At 62.3% G+C, this 22,462-nt stretch carries 19 protein-coding genes; 11 read left to right on the top strand and 8 right to left on the bottom strand.

Annotation, left to right across the window (positions count from 1 at the left end):
* The first annotated feature begins 105 nt into the window (after positions 1-105).
* A complete protein-coding gene (locus FAA86_RS02125; protein WP_136538145.1) occupies positions 106-1,107 on the top strand; it encodes an SPFH domain-containing protein in 1,002 nt (333 codons plus the stop codon).
* 5 nt (positions 1,108-1,112) lie between these two features.
* Complete coding sequence (locus FAA86_RS02120; protein ID WP_136538144.1) at positions 1,113-1,571, top strand: NfeD family protein; 459 nt, start codon at positions 1,113-1,115, stop codon at positions 1,569-1,571.
* Between the two features lie 3 nt (positions 1,572-1,574).
* On the opposite strand, the gene FAA86_RS02115 is transcribed toward FAA86_RS02120, so the two are convergent.
* Positions 1,575-2,570 (bottom strand): KpsF/GutQ family sugar-phosphate isomerase, encoded by a 996-nt coding sequence (locus FAA86_RS02115; RefSeq protein ID WP_136538143.1) that lies wholly within the window; start codon positions 2,568-2,570, stop codon positions 1,575-1,577.
* Between the two features lie 151 nt (positions 2,571-2,721).
* On the opposite strand from FAA86_RS02115, the gene FAA86_RS02110 reads away from it, so the two are divergent.
* Positions 2,722-4,239 carry an outer membrane beta-barrel protein gene (locus FAA86_RS02110; RefSeq protein WP_136538142.1) on the top strand — a complete coding sequence of 506 codons (1,518 nt, stop codon included), beginning with the start codon at positions 2,722-2,724 and terminating at the stop codon, positions 4,237-4,239.
* A gap of 23 nt (positions 4,240-4,262) precedes the next feature.
* Here the strand turns inward: FAA86_RS02110 and galU are convergent, their stop codons facing one another.
* Positions 4,263-5,150 (bottom strand): UTP--glucose-1-phosphate uridylyltransferase GalU, encoded by an 888-nt coding sequence (gene galU / locus FAA86_RS02105; protein WP_136538141.1) that lies wholly within the window; start codon positions 5,148-5,150, stop codon positions 4,263-4,265.
* A gap of 194 nt (positions 5,151-5,344) precedes the next feature.
* On the opposite strand from galU, the gene FAA86_RS02100 reads away from it, so the two are divergent.
* Together FAA86_RS02100 and FAA86_RS02095 are read left to right on the top strand one after the other, a co-directional pair.
* Positions 5,345-6,556, top strand: coding sequence for a lytic murein transglycosylase (locus tag FAA86_RS02100; protein ID WP_136538140.1), 1,212 nt, complete (start codon positions 5,345-5,347; stop codon positions 6,554-6,556).
* A 117-nt stretch (positions 6,557-6,673) separates the two neighbouring features.
* Positions 6,674-7,897: an SGNH/GDSL hydrolase family protein gene (locus tag FAA86_RS02095; RefSeq protein ID WP_136538139.1), complete on the top strand. Its 1,224-nt coding sequence runs from the start codon at positions 6,674-6,676 to the stop codon at positions 7,895-7,897.
* 75 nt (positions 7,898-7,972) lie between these two features.
* Here the strand turns inward: FAA86_RS02095 and FAA86_RS02090 are convergent, their stop codons facing one another.
* The 3 genes from FAA86_RS02090 to gltB are packed head-to-tail and all read right to left on the bottom strand — an operon-like array spanning position 7,973 to position 14,328.
* Positions 7,973-9,427, bottom strand: coding sequence for a glutamate synthase subunit beta (locus tag FAA86_RS02090; protein WP_136538138.1), 1,455 nt, complete (start codon positions 9,425-9,427; stop codon positions 7,973-7,975).
* Between the two features lie 15 nt (positions 9,428-9,442).
* Entirely contained in the window at positions 9,443-9,613 is a 171-nt protein-coding gene (locus FAA86_RS24475) for a hypothetical protein (protein ID WP_167494843.1), read from the bottom strand.
* Positions 9,610-14,328, bottom strand: coding sequence for a glutamate synthase large subunit (gltB, locus tag FAA86_RS02085; RefSeq protein WP_136538137.1), 4,719 nt, complete (start codon positions 14,326-14,328; stop codon positions 9,610-9,612). The genes FAA86_RS24475 and gltB overlap by 4 nt, the downstream gene beginning before the upstream one ends.
* Before the next feature lie 413 nt (positions 14,329-14,741).
* On the opposite strand from gltB, the gene FAA86_RS02080 reads away from it, so the two are divergent.
* From FAA86_RS02080 to FAA86_RS02060, 5 genes are all read left to right on the top strand, one after another.
* Positions 14,742-15,788 carry a threonine aldolase family protein gene (locus tag FAA86_RS02080; RefSeq protein WP_136538136.1) on the top strand — a complete coding sequence of 349 codons (1,047 nt, stop codon included), beginning with the start codon at positions 14,742-14,744 and terminating at the stop codon, positions 15,786-15,788.
* A gap of 145 nt (positions 15,789-15,933) precedes the next feature.
* A complete protein-coding gene (locus tag FAA86_RS02075) occupies positions 15,934-16,236 on the top strand; it encodes a BufA1 family periplasmic bufferin-type metallophore (RefSeq protein WP_113461008.1) in 303 nt (100 codons plus the stop codon).
* A 98-nt stretch (positions 16,237-16,334) separates the two neighbouring features.
* The gene (gene bufB / locus FAA86_RS02070) at positions 16,335-17,225 is read left to right on the top strand and encodes an MNIO family bufferin maturase (RefSeq protein WP_136538334.1); all 891 of its coding nucleotides are present in this window, start codon (positions 16,335-16,337) and stop codon (positions 17,223-17,225) included.
* Positions 17,215-17,994, top strand: coding sequence for an HvfC/BufC N-terminal domain-containing protein (locus FAA86_RS02065; RefSeq protein WP_136538135.1), 780 nt, complete (start codon positions 17,215-17,217; stop codon positions 17,992-17,994). Before bufB ends, FAA86_RS02065 begins: the two co-directional genes overlap by 11 nt.
* Positions 17,991-18,590: a DoxX family protein gene (locus FAA86_RS02060; RefSeq protein ID WP_136538134.1), complete on the top strand. Its 600-nt coding sequence runs from the start codon at positions 17,991-17,993 to the stop codon at positions 18,588-18,590. The genes FAA86_RS02065 and FAA86_RS02060 overlap by 4 nt, the downstream gene beginning before the upstream one ends.
* A 27-nt stretch (positions 18,591-18,617) precedes the next feature.
* Here the strand turns inward: FAA86_RS02060 and FAA86_RS02055 are convergent, their stop codons facing one another.
* Positions 18,618-19,088, bottom strand: coding sequence for an Hsp20 family protein (locus FAA86_RS02055; protein WP_113461011.1), 471 nt, complete (start codon positions 19,086-19,088; stop codon positions 18,618-18,620).
* Between the two features lie 399 nt (positions 19,089-19,487).
* Here FAA86_RS02055 and FAA86_RS02050 point away from each other — a divergent pair, with 399 nt between their 5' ends.
* On the top strand, positions 19,488-20,477 hold the full coding sequence (locus FAA86_RS02050; protein ID WP_136538133.1) for an alpha/beta fold hydrolase: 990 nt from the start codon (positions 19,488-19,490) through the stop codon (positions 20,475-20,477).
* A 9-nt stretch (positions 20,478-20,486) separates the two neighbouring features.
* Here the strand turns inward: FAA86_RS02050 and hisN are convergent, their stop codons facing one another.
* Both hisN and FAA86_RS02040 read right to left on the bottom strand, forming a co-directional pair.
* Positions 20,487-21,263 (bottom strand): histidinol-phosphatase, encoded by a 777-nt coding sequence (gene hisN / locus FAA86_RS02045; RefSeq protein WP_136538132.1) that lies wholly within the window; start codon positions 21,261-21,263, stop codon positions 20,487-20,489.
* A 315-nt stretch (positions 21,264-21,578) separates the two neighbouring features.
* Entirely contained in the window at positions 21,579-22,454 is an 876-nt protein-coding gene (locus tag FAA86_RS02040) for an N-formylglutamate amidohydrolase (protein ID WP_113461014.1), read from the bottom strand.
* Positions 22,455-22,462 lie beyond the last annotated feature (8 nt).

Raw genomic sequence — 22,462 nt, 5'->3', positions numbered from 1 at the left:
TTTGCGCCTGCTGGCTGTGATCCCCGACCCTTGCAATTCCCCTGTCAGCCCACGATGTTAGCGCATGGGGGTGCGGCGTAGGCCGCGCCAGAGCTGGAGGAAGTCATGCCCATCACCGGTCCTGATATCGTCGTCATCGTCCTCGTCGCGCTCGTCATTCTCGTCCTCTTCGCCGGGATCAAGACGGTGCCGCAGGGCTATCGCTACACCATCGAGCGTTTTGGCCGCTACACCCGCACGCTTGAGCCGGGCCTCAACCTGATCATCCCGTTCTTCGAGCAGATCGGCGCCAAGATGAATGTCATGGAGCAGGTCCTCGACGTGCCCACCCAGGAGGTGATCACCAAGGACAACGCCTCCGTCGCCGCCGATGCCGTCGCCTTCTACCAGATCCTGAACGCCGCAGAGGCCGCCTATCAGGTCGCCAATCTCGAAAATGCGATCCTCAACCTCACCATGACCAATATCCGCTCGGTCATGGGCTCGATGGATCTCGACGAACTTCTCTCCAACCGCGAGGTCATCAATGACCGCCTGCTGCGGGTGGTGGATGAAGCCGTGCGTCCCTGGGGCATCAAGGTCACCCGCGTGGAGATCAAGGACATCCAGCCTCCGGCAGATCTCGTCGACGCCATGGGTCGCCAGATGAAGGCAGAGCGCGAAAAGCGCGCCCAGGTGCTGGAAGCGGAAGGCTTCCGCAATGCCCAGATTCTGCGCGCCGAAGGGGCCAAGCAGTCGGCGATCCTCGAGGCGGAGGGCCAGCGCGAAGCCGCCTATCGCGAGGCAGAGGCGCGCGAACGTCTGGCGGAAGCCGAGGCCAAGGCAACCCGGCTCGTTTCGGAAGCGATCGCCGCTGGTGACGTCAACGCTATCAACTACTTCGTCGCGCAGAAATACACTGAAGCGATGGCCTCGATCGGCACCTCCAGCAATTCCAAGGTCGTGCTGATGCCCATGGAAGCCACCTCGCTCATCGGCTCGCTCGGAGGCATCGGGGCCATTGCCCGCGAAGTCTTCGGTGACGAAAAGCGCCCGACCCCGCCGCGCCCGGCCACCCCGCCCCGCACCACCCCGCCGATCTCCTCCTTCAATCCGAACGGCGAGTGAGCGACATGATCGGTCGCATCATTGCCGAACTCGGCCCCTGGAGCTGGTGGGTGCTTGGCATGCTGCTTCTCGCGGCCGAACTCGTCATGCCCGGAGTCTTTCTGGTCTGGATCGGGCTCGGGGCGATCCTGACCGGGGCAATCTCGCTCCTGCTGTGGGAGACAGGGTTCTGGACATGGCAGCTGCAAGCGCTGGTCTTTGCCGCAAGCGCCATCGTCTTCACCCTCGCCGGCCGGCGCTATTTCTCGCGCCTGGAAACCGAGAGCGACCAGCCGCTCCTCAACCAGCGAGGCGCCAGTCTCGTCGGCCGCACGGCGGTGCTGGCAGAGCCCATCCGCGAAGGGCGCGGCCGGATCCGTCTGGACGACACATTCTGGCTGGTTTCAGGCCCCGACCTGCCCGGCGGCGCACGCGTCCGGATCGTCTCCGCAAACGGCCAAGACCTCAGGGTGGAAGAGGCGTAACTTTTACGCCACGCCGATGCGAAGCAGGTCGTGGAAGTGGATAAGGCCGATCGGCGTGTTCTCGTCGTCCACCACGATCAGCGCCCCAATTCCATGCTTGTTGATCATGGCGGCTGCGGTGGTGGCAAGCGCGTCACCTTTGATGACCTTGGGGTTGCGGGTCATCACGTCCTCGACATTGAGGATCGACAGGTCCCGGGCGAGATTGCGGGCCATATCGCCTTCGGTAACAATGCCGCAGAGCTTGCCGGCCTCGTCCGTGATGCCAACGCAACCGAAATGCTTGTGCGACAGGGTTTTCACCGCGTCAGGCATCGACGTGCCCACCGCGACCAGCGGAAGACGGTCGCCGGTATGCATGATGTCGCGCACATGCGTCAGGGCAGCGCCCAGCTTGCCGCCGGGGTGGAAGGTCCGGAAATCGGATGGCGAAAAGCCGCGCGCCTCGAGAAGCGCAATCGCGATGGCATCGCCGATCGCGAGCTGCAGCACGGCGGACGTCGTCGGTGCGAGCCCGTGCGGGCAGGCCTCCTGGACCTTCGGCATCAGCAGAACCACGTCGGCATTGCGCGCAAGCGTGGAATTCACGCCCGCCGTGATAGCGATCAGCGGGATCGAGAAGCGGCGGGAAAAGGCGAGAATGCCCTGCAGTTCCGCGGTTTCACCACCCCAGGAGATCGCGAGGATCGCATCATCCTGCGCGATCATGCCGAGATCGCCATGATTGGCTTCGGCCGGATGCACGAAGAATGCCGGCGTGCCGGTGGAGGCGAATGTCGCCGCAATCTTCGAGCCGATATGGCCGCTCTTGCCGACGCCGGTCACGATGACGCGCCCGCCGATATCGCCGATCATCTTGACGGCATTGCAGAAGGGAGCCGCCAGCGGCCCCGCCAGCGCTTCTTCCAGGACGCGAAGTCCCTCCCGCTCGGTCGAGATGACCTTCAGAGCGGATTCGGTGGCACTGGCTTCGACGAGGTTCACTGCGCGCTTGATCATGCCGTCCCATACTGCGTTTGCCGGTCGCTGTAAATTCTCCTTTGCCCCGGGCAGGCCGGAGGACTGTCCTTCTCAGGGAGAGTGATGACAACCAAACATTAACCATCAGGCTTTACGTTTGGGTAAGCATTGCAGTTTGCCGGGCGCAGGAATGAGTTCAGTCGATAATCGGGATATGCGCGGCAAGTGCCGCCTCGGGCTGCGCGCCTTTGCAGGCGCCCTGGCGCTCTCCATCTGTGCCCACCCTGCCCTTCTGGCGGCTCAGCAGACAACGCCGCTACAGTCGAGCCAGTCGAGCGGCACGCAAACTGTTGGAACGAGCCAGCCGGCCTCTTCGACCTCGGGCACACTGGATCCCAACTCAACGACCACGACGACGCCCGACCCGACCGTGACCGGTACGATCGATCCGAACCAGCCTCTTGAACCTTTGGCGGATCCTGATGCACTGCCCCTGGAAGAAGACATGGGACGGCAGAACCTGCGGGAAAGCCGCCTCGACAACCCGACCGCAGCGCGGATCAACCGCGAGCTCGATGCGGAAGACGACAGCGGCATCCGTCTCGGCACGCTGATCCTGCGTCCCTCGATCAGCCAGAAGCTCGGCAGCGAGACCGAGAAGACCGGCAGCGTCAAGGAAGACAGGATATTCTCCGAAACCGGCCTCAAGGGCACGATCACTTCGGACTGGTCCCGCCATGAACTGACCGTCGGCGCCGAGGGTGCCTGGCAGGAGACGCTGTCGGGCGACGCGACAGACAAGCCGCGCGCCGACATCGACGCACGCCTGCGCCTCGATCTCTCCGACGACACCACGGCGACGCTCTCCGGCTCTTACAATTTCAGCCGCGAAGACTCGGATGACCCGAATGCGATCTCGGGCGCTAAGGTTCAATCAGGCGTGCATGAATATGGCGCCGGTGCTGCAATCGAGCGCGACTTCGGGCTGATCAGAGGCTCTCTCGCCGCCGACATCACCCGCTCGCAATACTCCGACGCGGAACTCTCGGACGGCTCGACGCTTGAACGCAGCGACCGAAACCGCAACCGCTACACGCTGACCAGCCGTCTCGGCTATGAATTGTCTCCGGCCCTGATCCCCTTCATCGAGGGCACGATTGGCAAAGTCGATTACGACGATGCCGTTGATTCCGACGGTTATCGCCGCTCGGCCGATCTCTATGGCGCGAGAACCGGCGTGGCTTTGGAACTCGGTGAAAAGCTGCGCGGCGAGATCGCTGTCGGCTACGAACATCAGAAATACGAAGACCCACGCCTGAAGGAACTCTCGGCACTGACCGTGGACGGCAGCATCTTCTGGTCGCCTCGCGAAGGCACGACCATCGATCTGACGCTTGATACCAGCATCGACCCGTCGACCACGGCCGGCATCAGCGGCGCGACGATCCATCGCGTGAGCGCCCAGCTGGCACACGACCTGCGGTCCAACCTCGTCGCCCGCCTGACCGGTGGCACGAGCTTCACGAACTATGATGGGGATGCGAGCGCCAGCGATTCCACGTCCTATCTCGCGGGCGCCGGTGTGACCTGGAAGGTGAACCGCTACCTCGATGCCACGGCCGATCTGACTTATGAGCGGACGAACTACAAGACCGGCGCGGACAACGACAGCGTGACAGCATTGGTGGGCCTGACCGCCAAGCGTTGAGCCGGCGGCCAGGAATTTCTCGATTATTTCAGCGCGGCGAGCAGAGCCTTGAGCTGGTCTTCGATCGCCGGACGGATATCCGCACGCTCGATGGCGAACGCGACGTTTGCCAGAATGAACCCATCCTTGGCGCCGCAGTCGAAGGTCTCGCCCTTGAAGTGATATCCGGCGAAGTCCTGGGCCTGGGCGAGCTTCAACATGCCGTCGGTCAACTGGATTTCATTGCCGGCACCGCGTTCCTGCGTCGACAGGATCTCGAAGATCTCCGGCTGCAGGATGTAACGGCCGTTGATGAAGAAGTTGGAAGGGGCAGTCCCCTTGGCCGGCTTTTCCACCATCTGGGTGATCTTGAAGCCACCCTCCAGCGTCTCACCGACGCCGACGATGCCGTATTTGTGCGCCTGTTCGGGTGCGCATTCCTCGACCGCCACGATATTGCCACCGGTCTTCTCGTAAAGTTCGACCATGCCCTTGAGGCAAGCCTTCTCCCCGCGCATAATCATGTCCGGCAGGAGAAGAGCGAAGGGTTCGTGACCGACGATGTCGCGCGCGCACCAGACCGCGTGGCCGAGACCGAGCGGCTCCTGCTGGCGGGTGAAGCTGGTCTGTCCGGCCGTCGGCTGCAGCTCGTCGAGAAGCGAGAGTTCGGCGTTCTTGTTGCGGGCCTTCAAGGTCTGCTCGAGCTCGAACTGAATGTCGAAATAGTCCTCGATGACGGCCTTGCCGCGACCGGTGACGAAGACGAAATGCTCGATGCCAGCCTCGATGGCCTCGTCGACCACATATTGGATGACCGGCTTGTCGACGACCGTCAGCATCTCTTTCGGCACCGCCTTGGTGGCGGGCAGAAATCGGGTGCCGAGACCGGCGACGGGAAATACGGCTTTCCGGAGCTTTTTAGACTGAACCACTCATCCCTCCTGGAGGATCTAATCGATTAACGCCTTCATAACGCGGTCACGGCCAGTAACATACAATTGCTTCAAAATGGCAAAGACTAAGCTTGGGCGGACAACGTGGTAAACGGTTTGTTGACTGAACAGCATTAACCTGTGGTGAACAGCCTTGTTCCGGCTGCCAACACGAGAATGCACGGGAGATGCCCATGAAAAGACACCGCCCCAGCCTGCTCGGCGCCATTGCCCTGGCCCTGTCGACGTCGCTGATGCCCATGGAAGCGCTGGCGGATGCCGGTTTCCAGAAATGGATCCGCGACTTCTATTCCGTTGCCGCGAAATCCGGCATTACCGAGCGCACCTATAGGGAAGCCTTCAAAGGTGTCACGGAGCCTGACCAGTTCGTGCTGGAAAAGGCAGCCTACCAGCCCGAGTTCAAGTCGGAGATCTGGGACTATCTCGACAGCCGCGTGAACCCCTACACCGTCAAAGTCGGACGGGAGATGCTCGCCAAGCATGGCGGGCTGCTGAAGGCGCTCGAAAACCATTTCGGCGTCGACAAGCATGTCCTTCTGGCGATCTGGTCGATGGAATCCAATTACGGTGCCGCTCTTGAGCGTCCCGACCGGCTGCACAACGTGCCGCGCTCGCTGGCGACACTCGCCTATGCGGATCGCAAGCGGGCAAAATATGCCCGGACCCAGCTGATTGCGGCCTTGAAGATGCTGCAGAACGGCGATGTCACCAACAAGAACCTCATGGGTTCCTGGGCGGGTGCCATGGGCCATACGCAGTTCATTCCCTCGAGCTACCTGCTCTACGGCATCGACGCCGATGGCAACGGCAGCAAGGACATCTGGCACTCGATCCCGGATGCGCTGGCCACTGCGGCCAATCTGCTCGCCAAGAACAATTGGCAGACCGGTCGCACCTGGGGCTATGAGATCGTCGTGCCGAGAGGCGGCCACAAATATACCGGCCAGACCAAGACGGTTGCGCAGTGGCAGGCCCTTGGCTTCGCCCGTCCCTCCGGCAAAGGCTTCCGGAACGGCAGCGAACGGGCCGAACTCAAGATGCTCGGCGGGCCGAACGGCCCCGGCTTCCTGATGACCAAGAACTTCTTCGTCATCAAGCGCTACAACGCAGCCGACAGCTATGCCCTCGGCGTTGGCCTGCTGGCCGACGAGATCGCCGGTTATGGCGGCATGCAGCAGCGCTGGCCGCGCCCGAACGGCTCCCTCGACATCAAGGAGAAGTTCGAGCTGCAGACCCGTCTGCAGGCCTTGGGCTACTATGACGGCAAGATCGACGGCAATTTCGGCTCTGGCTCGAAGGCGGCGATCACGGCCATCCAGCAGCGCCTCGGCATGTCGGTTGACGGCCAGCCCTCGCGCGTGCTGCTCGACGCATTGCGCAACTGATCACGGCATGGCCGTGCATCGCAAAGGTTGACTTGCCCTCCGCCGCGATCCAGAAACATCGGATCGCGGCGGACTGCTTTTGTGAAGGCTGCCGCAGCGACGGCGAAGGAGTATCACTTGAAGAGCCCGCGCGGATCCCTTGCCCGATTGCTGTGCCTCGGCCTGGCATTGATGCTGGGCGTGACGGCCTTTCTGACATCGGCAGCGGAAGCCCAGCAGCCCGAGCGCCGCCGTAACCTGCTCGACATGCTCTTCGGATCAAGGCAGCCGGTCTATGTCCCGCCGCAGGACGCACAGCGTCCACGCGAGGGCAAGACCCGCAAGAAGACGAACGGCAGCGTCACCACGATCAAGACCCGCCAGCCATCAACGCGCGCCGCAGCGGCCCCACCACCGCCGCCGCCCAAACTCGACAACGCCAAGAAGGTGCTCGTCGTCGGGGACTTCGTGGCTGCGGCTCTCGCGGATGGTCTGGAAACGGCGTTCGAGGATGCACCAGGGGTGCAGGTCCAGACCCGCGCGAACGGCTCCTCGGGTCTCGTGCGCGACGATTTCTACGATTGGCCCGCGCAACTGCCGGCACTGGTCGAAGAGATCAAGCCCAGCGTCATCGTCATCCAGATCGGCGCCAATGACCGCCAGCAACTGGTCACCGCAACCGGGCGACTGGACTTCCGCACGGACGAGTGGTTCACCGCTTACGGCGAGCGCGTCGCCAATCTCGCGACCCTTGCGGCTGCGTCCCAGGTGCCCGTGGTCTGGGTCGGCCTCCCGGCCTTCCGGCCGCAGAACATGACGGCGGATGCGCTGCGCCTCAACACCATCTACCGCTCCAGCATCGAAAAGGTGAACGGCGAATTCGTCGATGTCTGGGAAGGCTTCGTGGATCAGGAAGGCCGCTTCATCGTGACCGGATCGGACATCAACGGCCAGCCCGTGCGCCTGCGTGGTAACGATGGTATCGGCTTCACCGGCCCCGGCAAACGCAAGCTCGCCTTCTATGTCGAAAAATCCGTGCGCCGCTATCTCGGCGACATGACGAGCCCGGATCTCGTCCGCCTCGACGCCAGCAATCTGCCGGACCTGGTGAGCCTGCCGCCCTCCGAAAACCGGGGCATCACCACGACTCCACCGATCGACCTCTTCGACCCCGAACTCGACGGCGCGGACGAATTGCTGGGCGGCACGCTCCCGCCCTCCTCCAGCTTCCCGACCCCGCGCGACCAACTCGTCCAGAACGGCCGCATGCCGGATCCGCCGGTTGGACGAGTGGATTACGTGAAGCGGCCGGCCGAGCCAGCCACATCAACTGCAGCACCGCCAGCAACGGCAACGCCTTAAGCTCTAAAAACTCATCCAAATCAAAAAGGGGCCGCTCGAAAGCAGCCCCTTTGTCATTCGTAGATGTGCGTCGCCTCAGCGCGGCAACACGCTCTCGCCCATCAGGGCCTCGTCGATGGCGCGGGCGGCCTGACGTCCCTCGCGGATTGCCCAGACGACCAGCGACTGGCCGCGACGCGCGTCGCCGGCAACCCAGAGCTTGTCGACCGAGGAGCGATAGTCCTTGTCGTTGGCAACGACATTGGTCGAACCGCGGCGGTCGGTGTTGAGTTCGAGCTTGCCGTCGAGTTCCTTCAGCACGCTGTCGGTAAACGGACCGGAAAAGCCGATCGCGATGAAGGCGAGATCGGCCTTGATGATGAACTCCGTGCCCGGGATCGGCTTGCGGCGCTCATCGACCTGGCAGCACTTCACGCCGGTCAGCACGCCGTCTTCGCCGACGAATTCAAGCGTTGCCACCTGGAACTCGCGCACTGCACCTTCGGCCTGAGAAGACGAGGTGCGCATCTTGGTCGCCCAAAAGGGCCAGACGGCGAGCTTGTCTTCCGTCTGCGGCGGACGCGGACGGATGTCGAGCTGGGTCACCTTGACGGCGCCCTGGCGGAAGGCCGTGCCGACGCAGTCAGATGCCGTGTCGCCACCACCGACGACCACGACATGCTTGCCGCCAGCCAGGATCGGATCGGCCGGCCAGCCGGCGCTGTCGATGTTTTCCCGACCGACGCGGCGGTTCTGCTGCACGAGATAGGGCATGGCATCATGCACGCCATGTAACTCGACGCCTGGAATGCCGGCTTCGCGCGGGGTTTCCGAACCGCCGCAATAGAGGACGGCATCGTAATCCGAACGCAGCTTCTCGACGGTCACGTCGACACCGACATTCACGCCGCAATGGAAGGTGACGTTTTCGCCCTTCATCTGCTCGACGCGGCGATCGATGAAGTTCTTCTCCATCTTGAAGTCCGGAATGCCGTAGCGCAGCAGGCCGCCAGGCTTGGTCTCGCGCTCGTAGACATGCACCTCATGACCGGCGCGGCCAAGCTGCTGGGCTGCGGCGAGACCCGACGGGCCGGAGCCGATGACCGCGACCTTCTTGCCGGTATGGATCGTTGCCGGCTGCGGCACGATGAAGCCGAGCTCGTAAGCTTTGTCGGCAATCGCCTGCTCGACGGTCTTGATCGCGACCGGCGTATCTTCGAGGTTGAGCGTGCAGGCTTCCTCGCAAGGGGCCGGGCAGACGCGACCGGTGAATTCCGGGAAGTTATTCGTCGAGTGGAGGTTGCGGATCGCCTCCTCCCACTTGTTGTTATAGACGAGGTCGTTCCAGTCCGGGATCTGGTTGTGAACAGGACAGCCGGTCGGACCGTGGCAGTAGGGAATGCCGCAATCCATGCAGCGTGCCGCCTGCTTGGTCACCTCGGCATCCGACATGGGGATGGTGAATTCGCGGAAATGGCGGATGCGGTCGGAGGCCGGCTGATACTTCGCCACCTGCCGGTCGATTTCCATGAAACCTGTAACCTTGCCCATTTTCTTTCCCTCAGTTCACAGAGGCGGCCATTGCGGCCCCCAGTACCAGTAGGCGAAACCGATCACCGCCCCCAGCACTATGAATTCCAAAACAAGCGCACCATTGACCAGTGCGGCGACCGTTGGAACGGCCGCGGCAATCACCACGGCCAATCCGATGTGGACGATGCGTCCCTTGCGGCTCACTCCGCGGCAACGCCCATGCGCATGCGTTCCATTTCCTCAAGCGCACGGCGGTATTCCACCGGCATGACCTTGCGGAACTTCGGACGATACTCGGCCCAGCTGTCGAGGATCTGCTTGGCACGGTTCGAGCCCGTGTAATGCAGATGGTTCGAGATCAGCTGGTAGAGGCGCTCCTCGTCGTGGCGGGTCATGTCGCCCGACACGTCGACCAGGCCCTTGTGCATGAGGTCGCCGCCGTGATGGTGCAGCTTCTCCAGCATGTCGTCCTCTTCCGGAACCGGCTCGAGTTCGACCATGGCCATGTTGCAGCGCTTGGCGAAATCGCCGCTCTCGTCGAGCACATAGGCGACACCGCCCGACATGCCGGCCGCGAAGTTGCGGCCCGTTTCGCCGAGCACGACGACCACGCCGCCCGTCATGTATTCGCAGCCGTGGTCACCCACGCCTTCGACGACGGCGATCGCCCCCGAGTTGCGCACGGCGAACCGCTCGCCGGCCACGCCGCGGAAATAGCACTCGCCAGAGATTGCACCGTAAAGCACGGTATTGCCGACGATGATCGAGTTCTCCGCGACGATGCGGGCATTTTCCGGCGGACGCACGATGATGCGGCCACCCGACAGGCCCTTGCCGACATAGTCGTTGCCATCGCCCACGAGGTCGAAGGTGATGCCACGCGCCAGGAAGGCGCCGAAGGACTGGCCGGCGGTGCCGTTCAGCGTGACATGGATGGTGTCATCCTTCAGACCCTTATGGCCGTAGCGCTTGGCAACTTCACCCGAAAGCATGGCGCCAGCCGACCGGTCGACGTTCTTGATGTCAACGTCAAAGACAACGGGCTGCTTGGCTTCCAGCGACGGCATCGCCTTCTCGATCAGCTTGCGGTCGAGAATGTCGTCGATCGGGTGCTTCTGGCGTTCGGTCCAGTAGGTCGCTTCCTTCGGGGCTTCGACCTTGTGGAAGATCTTCGAGAAGTCGAGGCCCTTGGCCTTCCAGTGAGCGAGCATCTCGTCCTTTTCGAGCAGTTCGGAAGCACCGATGATCTCATCGAGCTTGCGAACGCCGAGCGATGCGAGGATTTCGCGCACTTCTTCGGCAACGAAGAAGAAGTAGTTGATGACGTGCTCGGGCGTACCCTTGAAGCGCTTGCGCAGCACCGGGTCCTGGGTGGCAACGCCAACCGGGCAGGTGTTCAGATGGCACTTGCGCATCATGATGCAGCCGGCAGCAATCAGCGGAGCCGTGGCAAAGCCGAACTCGTCCGCACCGAGCAGCGCGCCGATGATGACGTCACGGCCGGTCTTCAGACCACCATCGACCTGCAGCGCGATGCGCGAGCGCAGACCGTTCAGGACCAGCGTCTGCTGCGTCTCGGCAAGACCGATTTCCCAAGGGCTACCCGCATGCTTCAGCGAGGTGAGCGGAGAGGCACCGGTGCCGCCGTCGAAGCCGGAGACGGTGATATGATCGGCGCGGGCCTTGGCGACACCAGCGGCAACCGTGCCGACGCCGACTTCCGAGACGAGCTTGACCGAGACATCGGCTTCCGGATTGACGTTCTTCAGGTCGTAGATCAACTGCGCCAGATCTTCGATCGAATAGATGTCGTGATGCGGCGGCGGCGAGATGAGGCCCACGCCCGGCGTCGAGTGACGGGTCTTGGCGACCGTCGCATCGACCTTGTGACCAGGCAGCTGACCGCCTTCGCCGGGCTTGGCACCCTGCGCGACCTTGATCTGCAGCACGTCCGCATTGACGAGATATTCGGTCGTCACGCCGAAGCGGCCGGACGCGATCTGCTTGATCGCAGACCTTTCTGGATTGGTCGTACCATCCGGCAGCGGAAGGTAGCGGTCGCTCTCTTCGCCACCCTCGCCCGTGTTCGACTTGCCGCCAATCTTGTTCATGGCGATTGCAAGCGTCGTATGCGCCTCACGGCTGATCGAACCGAAGGACATCGCACCGGTCGAGAAGCGCTTGACGATATCGACGGCCGGTTCGACCTCATCGATCGAGATGGGCTTGCGGCCCAGGTCTTCGGCAGTCTTGATCTTGAACAAACCGCGGATGGTGTTCATCCGCAGATTGCTGTCATTCACCATCTCGGCGAATTCGCGGTAGCGATCCTGGCTGTTGCCACGCACGGCATGCTGCAGGGAAGCAATCGAGTCAGGGCTCCAGGCATGGTTTTCACCACGCATGCGGTAGGCATATTCGCCGCCGACATCGAGCGTACTGGCAAGCACGGGATCCTTGCCGAAGGCCGACAGATGACGCGCCACAGTTTCCTCGGCGATCTCGGCAAGGCCGATGCCCTCGATCGTCGTCGCCGTGCCGAAGAAGTACTTGTCGACCAGTTCGGACGACAGGCCGACCGCGTCGAAGATCTGCGCGCCGCAATAGGACTGGTAGGTCGAGATGCCCATCTTGGACATGACCTTCAGGATGCCCTTACCGACAGCCTTGATGTAGCGGTAGACGACTTCGTCCTCCGACACTTCCTTCGGGAATTCGCCATGCTTGTGCATGTCGAGCAGCGTATCGAAGGCGAGATAGGGGTTGATCGCCTCGGCGCCGAAGCCTGCGAGACAGCAGAAGTGATGCACTTCGCGTGGCTCGCCCGACTCGACAACAAGACCGACCGAGGTGCGAAGCCCCTTGCGGATCAGGTGATGGTGTACGGCAGCGGTCGCGAGCAGCGCCGGGATCGCAATACGGTCCGGGCCGATCTGACGGTCCGACAGCACGATGATGTTGTAGCCGCCGCGCACGGCCGCTTCCGCCCGCTCGCAGAGGCGATCGAGCATTTCCGGCATGCCTTCGGCACCGCGGCTGACGTCATAGGTGAAGTCGAGCGTCTTGGTGTCGAAATGGTCTTCGACATGACCGATCGACCGGATTTTTTCCAGGTCGCCATTGGTGAGGATCGGCTGGCGCACTTCCATGCGCTTGGCCTTGGCCATGCCCTCATGGTCGAGAATGTTCGGACGCGGACCGATGAAGGACACGAGGCTCATCACGAGCTCTTCGCGGATCGGATCGATCGGCGGGTTCGTCACCTGGGCGAAGTTCTGCTTGAAATAGGTGTAGAGCAGCTTCGACTTCACCGACATCGCCGAGATCGGCGTATCGGTGCCCATCGAGCCGATCGCTTCCTGACCGGTCGTCGCCATCGGCGACATCAGGATCTTGGTGTCTTCGGTGGTGTAGCCGAAGGCCTGCTGGCGATCGAGCAGCGACACGTCGCGGCGCAGCGCACGCGGCTCCACCGGCTTCAGGTCTTCGAGGATCAGCTGGGTGCGATCCAGCCATTCGCGGTAAGGATGGCTCTGAGCGAGCGAGGACTTCACCTCTTCGTCGGAGATGATGCGACCTTCCTGCATGTCGATGAGCAGCATCTTGCCCGGCTGCAGGCGCCACTTCTTGATGATCTTTTCTTCCGGCACCGGCAGCGTGCCGGCTTCGGATGCGAGGATCACGCGGTCGTCGTCGGTGACGAGATAACGCGCCGGACGCAGGCCGTTACGGTCGAGCGTCGCGCCAATCTGTTTGCCATCGGTGAAGCAGACGGCGGCCGGGCCGTCCCACGGTTCCATCATCGCGGCGTGGTATTCGTAGAAGGCCTTGCGCTCAGGCGACATCAGCTGGTTGCCGGCCCAGGCTTCCGGGATCAGCATCATCACGGCATGCGCCAGCGAATATCCACCGCGCTGCAGGAATTCGAGCGCGTTGTCGAAGCAGGCCGTGTCAGACTGACCTTCATAAGAGATCGGCCAGAGCTTGGAGATGTCGTCTCCGAAGAGCGGCGAAGACACCGACGCCTGGCGCGCCGCCATCCAGTTGACGTTGCCGCGCAGCGTGTTGATTTCGCCGTTATGGGCGACCATGCGATAGGGGTGAGCCAGCTTCCAGGACGGGAAAGTGTTGGTCGAGAAGCGCTGATGCACGAGGGCAACGGCTGACTCGAAACGCGGATCGGCGAGATCCTTGTAATAGGCACCAACCTGATAGGCCAGGAACATGCCCTTGTAGACGATCGTCGAGGACGACAGCGAAACCGGATAGAAGCCGGTCTCCTGGCCGCCGTACTGGTCGTAGATGCGGTTGGAGATCACCTTGCGCAGCAGGAACAGGCGACGCTCGAACTGCTCCTGGGTCGCCGCGTCACGGCCGGCACCGATGAAGACCTGGATCTGGCGCGGCTCGGTCGCCGCAATTTCGGGCGCCTTGGACAGCGAGGAGTTGTCGACCGGCACGTCGCGATAGCCGAGCAGATGCTGGCCTTCGGACTGACAGACCTCTGCGATCACCTGCTTGAAGTGCGCGATCTGCTGCTCGTCCTGCGGGAAGAAGAAATGACCGACGGCATATTCACCGGCCTTCGGCAGCGTCACGCCCTGAGCCGCCATTTCTTCACGGAAGAAGCGGTCCGGTATCTGGACGAGAATGCCGGCACCGTCGCCCATCAATGGGTCGGCACCGACCGCACCGCGGTGGGTCAGGTTCTCCAGGATGAAGAGGCCGTCCTTGACGATCTGGTGCGACTTCTGCCCCTTCATATGGGCGATGAAGCCGACGCCGCAGGCATCGTGCTCGTTGCGGGGATCATAAAGGCCCTGCTTCGGAGGAAGACCGGCGCGCACAACAGCCGTTTTGGCTGTCGCTTCCGCGCTGGCGGACCGGATGATCGCTTCGGATGACGTTACCTTCGTCATGACCTTTACCTCCTTGAAGCCGGACGGACCGGGCTGTTGGGAACTCTCTTAGGCGCCGACAGGCGCCAGCGGCGGCCTCACCATCCTGCACGGATCGTTTGACCACCCCATGACGCCCGAAAACCAACTGCCTTCGAAACTGGAATTAGGTCAACTGATCTGACCTAATTTCTGCTGTTCCTATGACAGAAAGTAAACGCTCATGCAAGACTTGACCCGGAAAATTAACGCATGGAAGGACGCGAAATTACAGAAGCGCCACAAACCGCGAAATTTAATTACGCGCAGCGGCATGCATCTAGCCGCCTTGTTGCGGAATGAGCTCGAACGGCCTGCGTTCGGGATGGGCCGGATTGATACCGATACGGAAATGCCTACAGTCCCTGCAGCATCCCATCCGCAGGAATTATCCCATGCATTTTGCTTCCGACAACTGGGCCGGCACCCATCCCCGGATCGCCGACAATCTCACCCGTCATGCCCAGGGCTTTGCCCCGGCCTATGGCACGAGCGAGCTCGACAAGGCGGTCGAAGACAGGTTCAGCGCCATTTTCGAGCGTGAGGTCGCTGTCTTCTTCGTGGCCACCGGCACCGCCGCAAATTCGCTGGCCTTGGCAAGCGTAGCAAAAGCCGGCGGGGTAAGTTTCTGCCATGCCGACGCGCACGTCAACGCGGACGAAGGCGGCGCGCCGGAGTTCCTGACCGGCGCCACCCGGCTTTTCGGTGTCGAAGGCGCAGAGGGCAAGATCGACCCGAAGGCACTCGACAAGGCCATCGCCCGTTTCGAACCCGCCTCCCCGCATCACGGCCGCGCCATGGCGGTCACCGTGACCCAGGCGACCGAAGTCGGCACCGTCTACTCTCTCGACGAGCTGGACCGGTTGGCCGCCATCGCCAAGTCCCGAGACCTGCCGCTCCATATGGATGGCGCCCGTTTCGCCAATGCGCTTGTCGCGCTCGACGCGACACCCGCAGAGATGACCTGGAAGCGCGGCGTCGACATCCTCTCCTTCGGCGGCACGAAGAATGGCTGCTGGTGTGCGGAAGCCATCGTCTTCTTCAATCCCGAAATGGCTGCCGATCTTCCCTTCATCCGCAAGCGTTCGGCCCAGCTCTTCTCCAAGAGCCGGTTCATCTCGGCCCAGCTTGAAGCCTATCTCGAAGATGATCTCTGGCTGGACCTTGCCCGTCATGCCAATTCGATGGCCGATCGTCTGCGTGAAGGTCTCGCCTCCAAGAATACCGCGCGCCTTGCCTGGGAAACGACGGCAAACGAAGTCTTTGCGGTAATCGAGAAGTCGTCTGCCGATCGCGCACGGGAAAAAGGGGCGAAATTCTACGACTGGCAGCCACCCCATGGCTGGTTGCCCTTGCCGAACGAAAACGAGACCCTAGTTCGACTGGTAACGAGCTTCGCCACCAGTGAAGATGAAGTCGATCAATTCATAGAAGTCGTTTGAGCGAGACGTTTCTTACAGTCTAGTTTCGCACGTTTGCTACAAAAAACCTTGATTTTTCAAAGACGCTTCTCCTCGACATGATGCGTTTGCCAGCCCCGACGAGGGCTGGACCAACAACGCGCTTCACGATCCGAGGAGAAGTTTCATGACCAAGACCACCATCAACACCGCCGCCCTCGCAGCCGCCGTCACCATGGCCATCGGCAGCGCCGCCCTCCTGTCGGGTCCGGCCGTCGCCCAGGAAAAGGAAAAGTGCTTTGGCGTCGCCATGGCGGGCAAGAATGATTGCGCCGCCGGCCCCGGCACTACCTGCGCCGGCACCTCCAAGGTCGACTTCCAGGGCAATGCCTGGACCTATGTTGCCAAGGGCACCTGCACGGCCATGGCTCTTCCCGATGGCCGCATGGGTTCGCTCGAAGCCCTCGACCGCGACCTGCCCAAGGCCTGAGCCGATACGGCACCTGCGGGCGACCCGCAGGTGCTGTCCCCACGTTCCCGAAACTGGAGGAGCCGGTCATGTCAGCGGCAGATGCCCCGAAGGCAACCATGCGCGTGTCGAACCAGACACCCCGCGATCTCGGCCTGCCGCCCCGCGCAGGCGCCGGCTTCAAGCCGCAACACGCAGACGCCATTCTGGCCGATGACTTCCGCATCGGCTTTCTCGAAGTCCATGCCGAAAACTACATGGGCGCCGGCGGCCAGCCACACCGCATTCTCACCCGCATGCGCAAAGACTTTCCGCTCTCGATCCACGGCGTCGGCCTTTCCATCGGCAGCCCGACCGGCCTCGATCCGGCACATCTCGCTCGCCTGAAGGCGGTTGTCGATCGCTACCAGCCGGAGCAGGTCTCGGAACACCTCGCCTGGTCGACCCATGACAGCCATTTCCTGAACGACCTCCTGCCGGTCCCCTATGATGAGGCGACGCTTTCGCGTGTCTGCGCCCACATTGATGAGGTCCAGGACACACTCGGCCGCAAGATCCTGCTTGAAAACCCCTCGACCTATCTCGGCTTCGAGGCCTCGACGATGAGCGAGACGGACTTCATTCGCGAGATCGCCCGCCGCACCGGCTGCGGACTGCTGCTCGACATCAACAATGTCCATGTATCCGCCACCAATCACGGCTATGGCGCCCGCGACTATCTCGCCAATTTTCCGCTGGAGTTCGTCGAGGAGATCCACCTGGCGGGCCATGCCGAGGACATCGACGATGCAGGCCTGCCGCTGCTGATCGACAGCCACGACCGCCCTGTCGATGATCTGGTTTGGGATCTCTATGTCCACATCATCGGCCAGCTTGGTCCTCTGCCGACCCTGATCGAATGGGACAACGACGTGCCGGACTGGCCGGTGCTGAAACGGGAAGCCATGCTTACCGAGGCGATCCTTCACCGACACCCGGCAATGCGTGGCGGGCTGCGCCATGCGTCCTGATCCCGTCTCGAGCGGCGCTTTCGCTGCGGCCCTTTTCGCCCCGGATTTGCCGCCGCCGGAAGGTCTGACGGGCCGGCAGCAATTCGCCCCGCAGCGCCGTTTCGCCGTCTATCGCAACAATGTCACCGTCTCGCTCGTCGATGCGCTGGCCTCGATTTTCCCGACGGTCCAGAACCTCGTCGGCGAGGATTTCTTCCGCGCGATGGCCCGTCTCTATGTCACCGCTCATCCGCCCACATCACCGCTGCTCTTCACCTATGGCGAAAGCTTTCCGACCTTCCTCGAAAACTTCCCACCGGCAGCGGACCTGCCCTTCCTCGCTGACGTCGCCCGCATCGAACGGCTCTGGCTTGACGCCTATCACGCAGCCGATGCGGAACCACTTGATCCGGCAGCCCTGGCTCAGGTCTCCGCCGACGACCTTCCCGCGATCCTGTTCCGGCCGCATCCGGCCACGCGGGTTAGCCGCCTCACGCATGCCGCCGGCACAATTTGCCTCAGGGACCGCTCCGGCCAGTCGCTCGAAGGCGTCAATCCGATGGCACCGGAAGCGGTGCTGATCACACGCCCCAATTTCGAGGTGGCGATCGAGGTCCTGCCATCAGGCGGCGCCACCTTCTTTGAAGCGCTCCTTGCGGGCGAAACACTGGGCGAGGCTTGCCTTGCCGCCAGCGCGGAAGATGCCGACATTCCCGCCCTAATCGGCCTATCGCTCACCTCCGGCGCCTTCTCGAAAATCGACCTAACGCAGGAAAGCGACAGATCATGACTTCAGCCGTCTCGCTCATCGAATTCTACCGGCGCACCGTCCGACAGCTGGATGCCATTCTGGACGGCTGGTTCCTCGGGCTTTTCGCGCGCCTGGTCTTTCTCGCCGTTCTCGTGCCGTATTATCTCAACTCGGCGCTGACCAAGTTCGACGGGCCCCTCTCGATTGCAGACAGCGCCTATTACCAGATTGCCCTGCCCGCCGTGGATGCTGCCGGCGGTGATGTCTCGGCCGTTTCCTTCTTCCCCTGGGGGCTGATGGTGTTTCTCGGCTCCTATGGCGAAATCATCTTCCCCCTGCTGCTCGTCGCGGGTCTCTTCACGCGCATCGCGGCCCTTGGCATGATTGGCTTCATCATCGTGCAAAGCCTGACTGACATCCTGGTGCACAATGTCGATGCGACGACCATCGGCGCACTTTTCGACCGCTTCCCGGACAGCGTCATTCTCGACCAGCGCCTGCTCTGGATCTTCCCGCTCGTCTATCTTGCCGTGAAGGGTGCGGGCCTGTTCTCATTGGACAAACTGCTCTGCACGATCTGGACACGCCGTTACAGCGCGCATGAAAAAAGCGGCCGGCTTTCGCCGACCGCCTGACTGGGAGCCCGTGGAGCGCGACCGCGCTTAGTTCACATGCGCCTCGATTGCCTTCGGTGCGGTGCCGACGGGTTCGGCGGCAATGGCAATCCGGCGCGGCTTCATGGCTTCGGGAATGTTGCGCAAGAGGTCGATGTGCAACAGGCCGTTCTTCAGCGATGCGGCGGTGACTTCCACATGATCGGCAAGCTGGAAGCGGCGCTCGAAGGCGCGCTTGGCAATGCCGCGATAGAGGAATTCGCTCTGCTCGGTCTTCTCGTCTTCGGCCTTCTCACCCTTGACGGTCAGCACATGGGCGTGCGCCTCGATCGAAAGCTCGGTTTCGTCGAAGCCGGCAACGGCCATGGTGATCCGGTAAAGGTTCTCGCCGGTGCGTTCGATATTGTAGGGCGGGTAGCTCTGGGCCTGTTCCGGCTGACCAAGGCTGTCCAGCATGGTGAACAGGCGATCGAAACCTACGGTGGAACGGTAGAGCGGGGAAAAATCGACGTGACGCATGGTGTCCTCCTTGAAGCGACGTTGGCGTTCTCTTTGGACCGCTGGCATCCCGCTTGGGGCGATGCTGGCGGCGGTTCACGGACCCTTCTGGCGTCCGCACGCACGATGTGGGAAATGCCGAGATTGAATTCAAGATCCTCTGTCCCGGGCCGGATTATCCCGGGATGAACTTCGGGTGAACGGCCGGTTCAAGCCGGGTTCAAACGCCCTCCTCTAGATTGGCATCATCGGTTGTCTCGACCGACCGGGCCGGAGATATCGTCCCTTCCACTTCGGCCGGACTTCGCCGGGATCGCAGCCCTCCGTCTGCGGTCCCGGCTTTTTTCTTTGACTTGAGCCACGGCTCGGGCCTATCCCGGAAGAGACGAGACGCGCTTCAACCGACAGGCAGTTGCAGGCATGGATGCCATTCTTCACGCGACCCCCGGCAACCCCATTCCCGGAACGCCACTGGTCGGTTTCTTCGAAGGTCATCGCGGCGTAAAGCTGCGCTACGCGGTCTTCCGTTCCAGCACAGCGAAGACCAAGGGCACCATCGTCCTCGTCCATGGTCGCAACGAGGCCATCGAGAAATACTTCGAGACAATCCGGGATCTGACGGAGCGCGGCTTCTGGGTGGCGACCTATGACTTCCGCGGCCAGGGCGGTTCCGAACGTCTGCTGAAGGATCCGCGCAAGGGCCATGTCGGGCGCTTCGACCACTATGTCCGCGATCTCGAGATCTTCCTCGAGCAGATCGTCCTGCCCGACACCCGCCTGCCCTTCTTCCTGCTTGCCCACTCGACCGGGGGGCTGATCGCGCTGAAGGCTGCACCGCGACTTTCCAATCGGATCGAGCGCATGGTGCTGACAGCGCCTTTCGTCGGGCTCGGAGGCCAGAAGGCCTCGCCGGAAAACATCAGGCGGCTGGCGACGCTCGCCTCCTTCACCGGCTTTGGCAAGATCAACCTCAACAAGGACGAACCGCTGAAGCCTTTCGAGGGCAATCCGTTGACGACGGACGAGTTCCGCTTCGCCCGCAATCAGAAGATCCTTGTCGAACATCCGGAGCTCGCGCTCGGCCCGCCCACGGCCCGCTGGCTTTACGAGAGCCAGAAGGCGATCGACGACGTCAGGCGTCCGGGCCATCTCGCCTCTATCACCGTGCCGACGGTGATCGTCGCGCCGGGCAATGACCCGATCGTGCCCTATCATTATCAGGAGTCGCTGGCCCAGTATTTCCGCGCCGGGCAACTGGTGCCGGTGCCAGGCGCGCGCCATGAGATCCTGCAGGAGCAGGATCGCTACCGGAACCAGGCGCTGGCCGCCCTCTTCGCCTTCATGCCGGGCGGAGAACCGGACGAGGCAGATCCGGTCGGCGAACTGACCGACACCGCGCTCGAAGCTTGAAGCCCCGCGTCAGCGGCGCTTCAGCATCTCCGTAGCCTCAGCATGCACGGCCTTCGATCCTGCCGCGATGATGGAGCCGCCCGCTTCCGGCCGCCCGCCATCCCAAGTCGTGATGATCCCGCCCGCCTGCTCGATGATCGGGATCAGCGCGCCGACGTCGTAAGGCTTCAGCACGGTCTCGATGACCAGATCGACATGGCCGGCGGCGAGCAGGCAATAGGCATAGCAGTCGACTCCGTAGCGAAAGAGTTTGACCTTGTCCTGCACGGCCTCGAAGCGCTCGACTTCCCAGTCCTTGAAGAGATGCGGCGAGGTGGTGAACAGGATCGCGTTTTCGAGGCTGCCGCAGTCGCGCACCTGGTTCTGCCGCTCGCCGTCGGGACCGGAATACCACGAGCGCTCGCCATCGGCATAATAGCGCTCACCCGTGAAGGGTTGCTCCATCAGGCCCATGACCGCGCGGCCCTTTTCCTGGAAGCCGATCAGCGTGCCCCAGACGGGCACGCCTGAGATGAAGGCCCGCGTCCCGTCAATCGGATCGATGACCCAGACATGATCGCTGTCCATGCGGATATTCTCGTGCTCCTCGCCAAGAATGCCATGGGTCGGGAACTCGGCCTCGATCAGCTTTCGGATCGCGATCTCCGCCGCCTGGTCACCCTCGGTCACCGGGTCGAAACCCGCCTTCTCCTTGTTGACGACGGAAAGCCCGGAGCGAAAGCGCGGAAGGGTCTCGGCCTTGGCAGCATCGGCAAGGCGGAAGAAGAAGTCACGGTCAGGGCGCATGAAGATATCCGTCGTCTGGAGGGAGCACCCGTCTTACTGCCAGATGCTGCGAAAGAAAACCTCCGGCGACCCCGTGCGGGTGGCTGCGATGGGACCGCCATCCCCAAATTGCGCAAATTTTGGTCTTGCTCAAAAATGCACCAAAAATCGACTTGACAATGGTGCACCGCAACATCTAACGTGTCACTTACAGTCTTCTGACTGTAAATACCCTCCTTGGGTGTTTCCTCCCTAGACTTAACCGCGCCACGAGCGCGGTTTTTTTTGCCCGACGCGAGGCATCGGGGGCTTTCTTCGGGGATCTAGTGGAAGCTGTTACTCGGCGGCGAGCGCTCGGTCGCCGGCATAATCGGCGACGAATTCTGCCATCTGCTCCATGAAGACAGCCAGAGAACCGGCCAGAACATCGAAATCGGAGCGTTTTTCGAGCGTCGTCTCGTCGATATAGATCGAGCGGTTGACCTCGATCTGCAGCGCGTGGAGCCCACGTGCCGGGCGGCCGTAGTGCTCGGTGATGAAACCGCCCGCATAGGGCTTGTTGCGCACGGCCGTGAAGCCGAGATCTTCCAGGAATTGCAGAGCCGCCTGGCTCAGTTCGGCCGAGGCGCTGGTACCATAGCGGTCACCGACGATGAAATCGGGTTTCAGACCGCTGCCGGCGACTCGGATATTGCCCGGCATGGAATGGCAGTCGATCAGAACGCCAAAGCCGAACATTGCATGGGTCCGGGCAATCAGTCTGCGCAGGCAGGCGTGATACGGCTTGTAGCAGCTCTCGATCCGCTCCATCGCGACGGTGAGCGGCATGCGCCGCTCGTAGATCTCCATGTTCTCGGCAACGATGCGCGGGATGGTACCGAGCCCGCCAGCCACACGCGCCGAATTGCTGTTGGCATAAGGCGGCAGCGGATCGGAGAACATCCGCGGGTCGAGCTCGTAGGGCTCACGGTTCACATCGACATAGGCGCGCGGGAAATGCGCAACAAGCAGAGGCGCGCCGAAACGAGGCGCCGCCGAAAACAACTCGTCGACATAGTGATCTTCCGAACGGCGAATCGAAATCTCGTCGAGTCGCGATTCATCGAGGAAGGTCGAGGGATAACGACGACCGCTATGCGGAGAGTTATAGACGAATGGAATGGTCTGGATCGCGGGCTCTCGAACCTCGAACAGCTCGATTTCGTTGGTCATCCGCTTCC

This window comes from Rhizobium rosettiformans W3 (assembly GCF_004912135.1).
GTDB classification, from domain to species: domain Bacteria; phylum Pseudomonadota; class Alphaproteobacteria; order Rhizobiales; family Rhizobiaceae; genus Allorhizobium; species Allorhizobium rosettiformans.
Note: the sequence above shows the minus strand (reverse complement) of the source record. Positions and strands in the feature narration are given on the sequence as shown.

Bases quoted from the DNA above. Each gene is read 5' to 3' on its own strand.
- FAA86_RS02125 (WP_136538145.1), top strand. From the start codon at position 106: ATGCCCATCACCGGTCCTGATATCGTCGTCATCGTCCTCGTCGCGCTC.
- FAA86_RS02120 (WP_136538144.1), top strand. From the start codon at position 1,113: ATGATCGGTCGCATCATTGCCGAACTCGGCCCCTGGAGCTGGTGGGTG.
- FAA86_RS02115 (WP_136538143.1), bottom strand. From the start codon at position 2,570: ATGATCAAGCGCGCAGTGAACCTCGTCGAAGCCAGTGCCACCGAATCC.
- FAA86_RS02110 (WP_136538142.1), top strand. From the start codon at position 2,722: ATGAGTTCAGTCGATAATCGGGATATGCGCGGCAAGTGCCGCCTCGGG.
- FAA86_RS02100 (WP_136538140.1), top strand. From the start codon at position 5,345: ATGAAAAGACACCGCCCCAGCCTGCTCGGCGCCATTGCCCTGGCCCTG.
- FAA86_RS02090 (WP_136538138.1), bottom strand. From the start codon at position 9,427: ATGGGCAAGGTTACAGGTTTCATGGAAATCGACCGGCAGGTGGCGAAG.
- gltB (WP_136538137.1), bottom strand. From the start codon at position 14,328: ATGACGAAGGTAACGTCATCCGAAGCGATCATCCGGTCCGCCAGCGCG.
- FAA86_RS02080 (WP_136538136.1), top strand. From the start codon at position 14,742: ATGCATTTTGCTTCCGACAACTGGGCCGGCACCCATCCCCGGATCGCC.
- FAA86_RS02075 (WP_113461008.1), top strand. From the start codon at position 15,934: ATGACCAAGACCACCATCAACACCGCCGCCCTCGCAGCCGCCGTCACC.
- bufB (WP_136538334.1), top strand. From the start codon at position 16,335: ATGCGCGTGTCGAACCAGACACCCCGCGATCTCGGCCTGCCGCCCCGC.
- FAA86_RS02065 (WP_136538135.1), top strand. From the start codon at position 17,215: ATGCGTCCTGATCCCGTCTCGAGCGGCGCTTTCGCTGCGGCCCTTTTC.
- FAA86_RS02060 (WP_136538134.1), top strand. From the start codon at position 17,991: ATGACTTCAGCCGTCTCGCTCATCGAATTCTACCGGCGCACCGTCCGA.
- FAA86_RS02055 (WP_113461011.1), bottom strand. From the start codon at position 19,088: ATGCGTCACGTCGATTTTTCCCCGCTCTACCGTTCCACCGTAGGTTTC.
- FAA86_RS02050 (WP_136538133.1), top strand. From the start codon at position 19,488: ATGGATGCCATTCTTCACGCGACCCCCGGCAACCCCATTCCCGGAACG.
- hisN (WP_136538132.1), bottom strand. From the start codon at position 21,263: ATGCGCCCTGACCGTGACTTCTTCTTCCGCCTTGCCGATGCTGCCAAG.
- FAA86_RS02040 (WP_113461014.1), bottom strand. From the start codon at position 22,454: ATGACCAACGAAATCGAGCTGTTCGAGGTTCGAGAGCCCGCGATCCAG.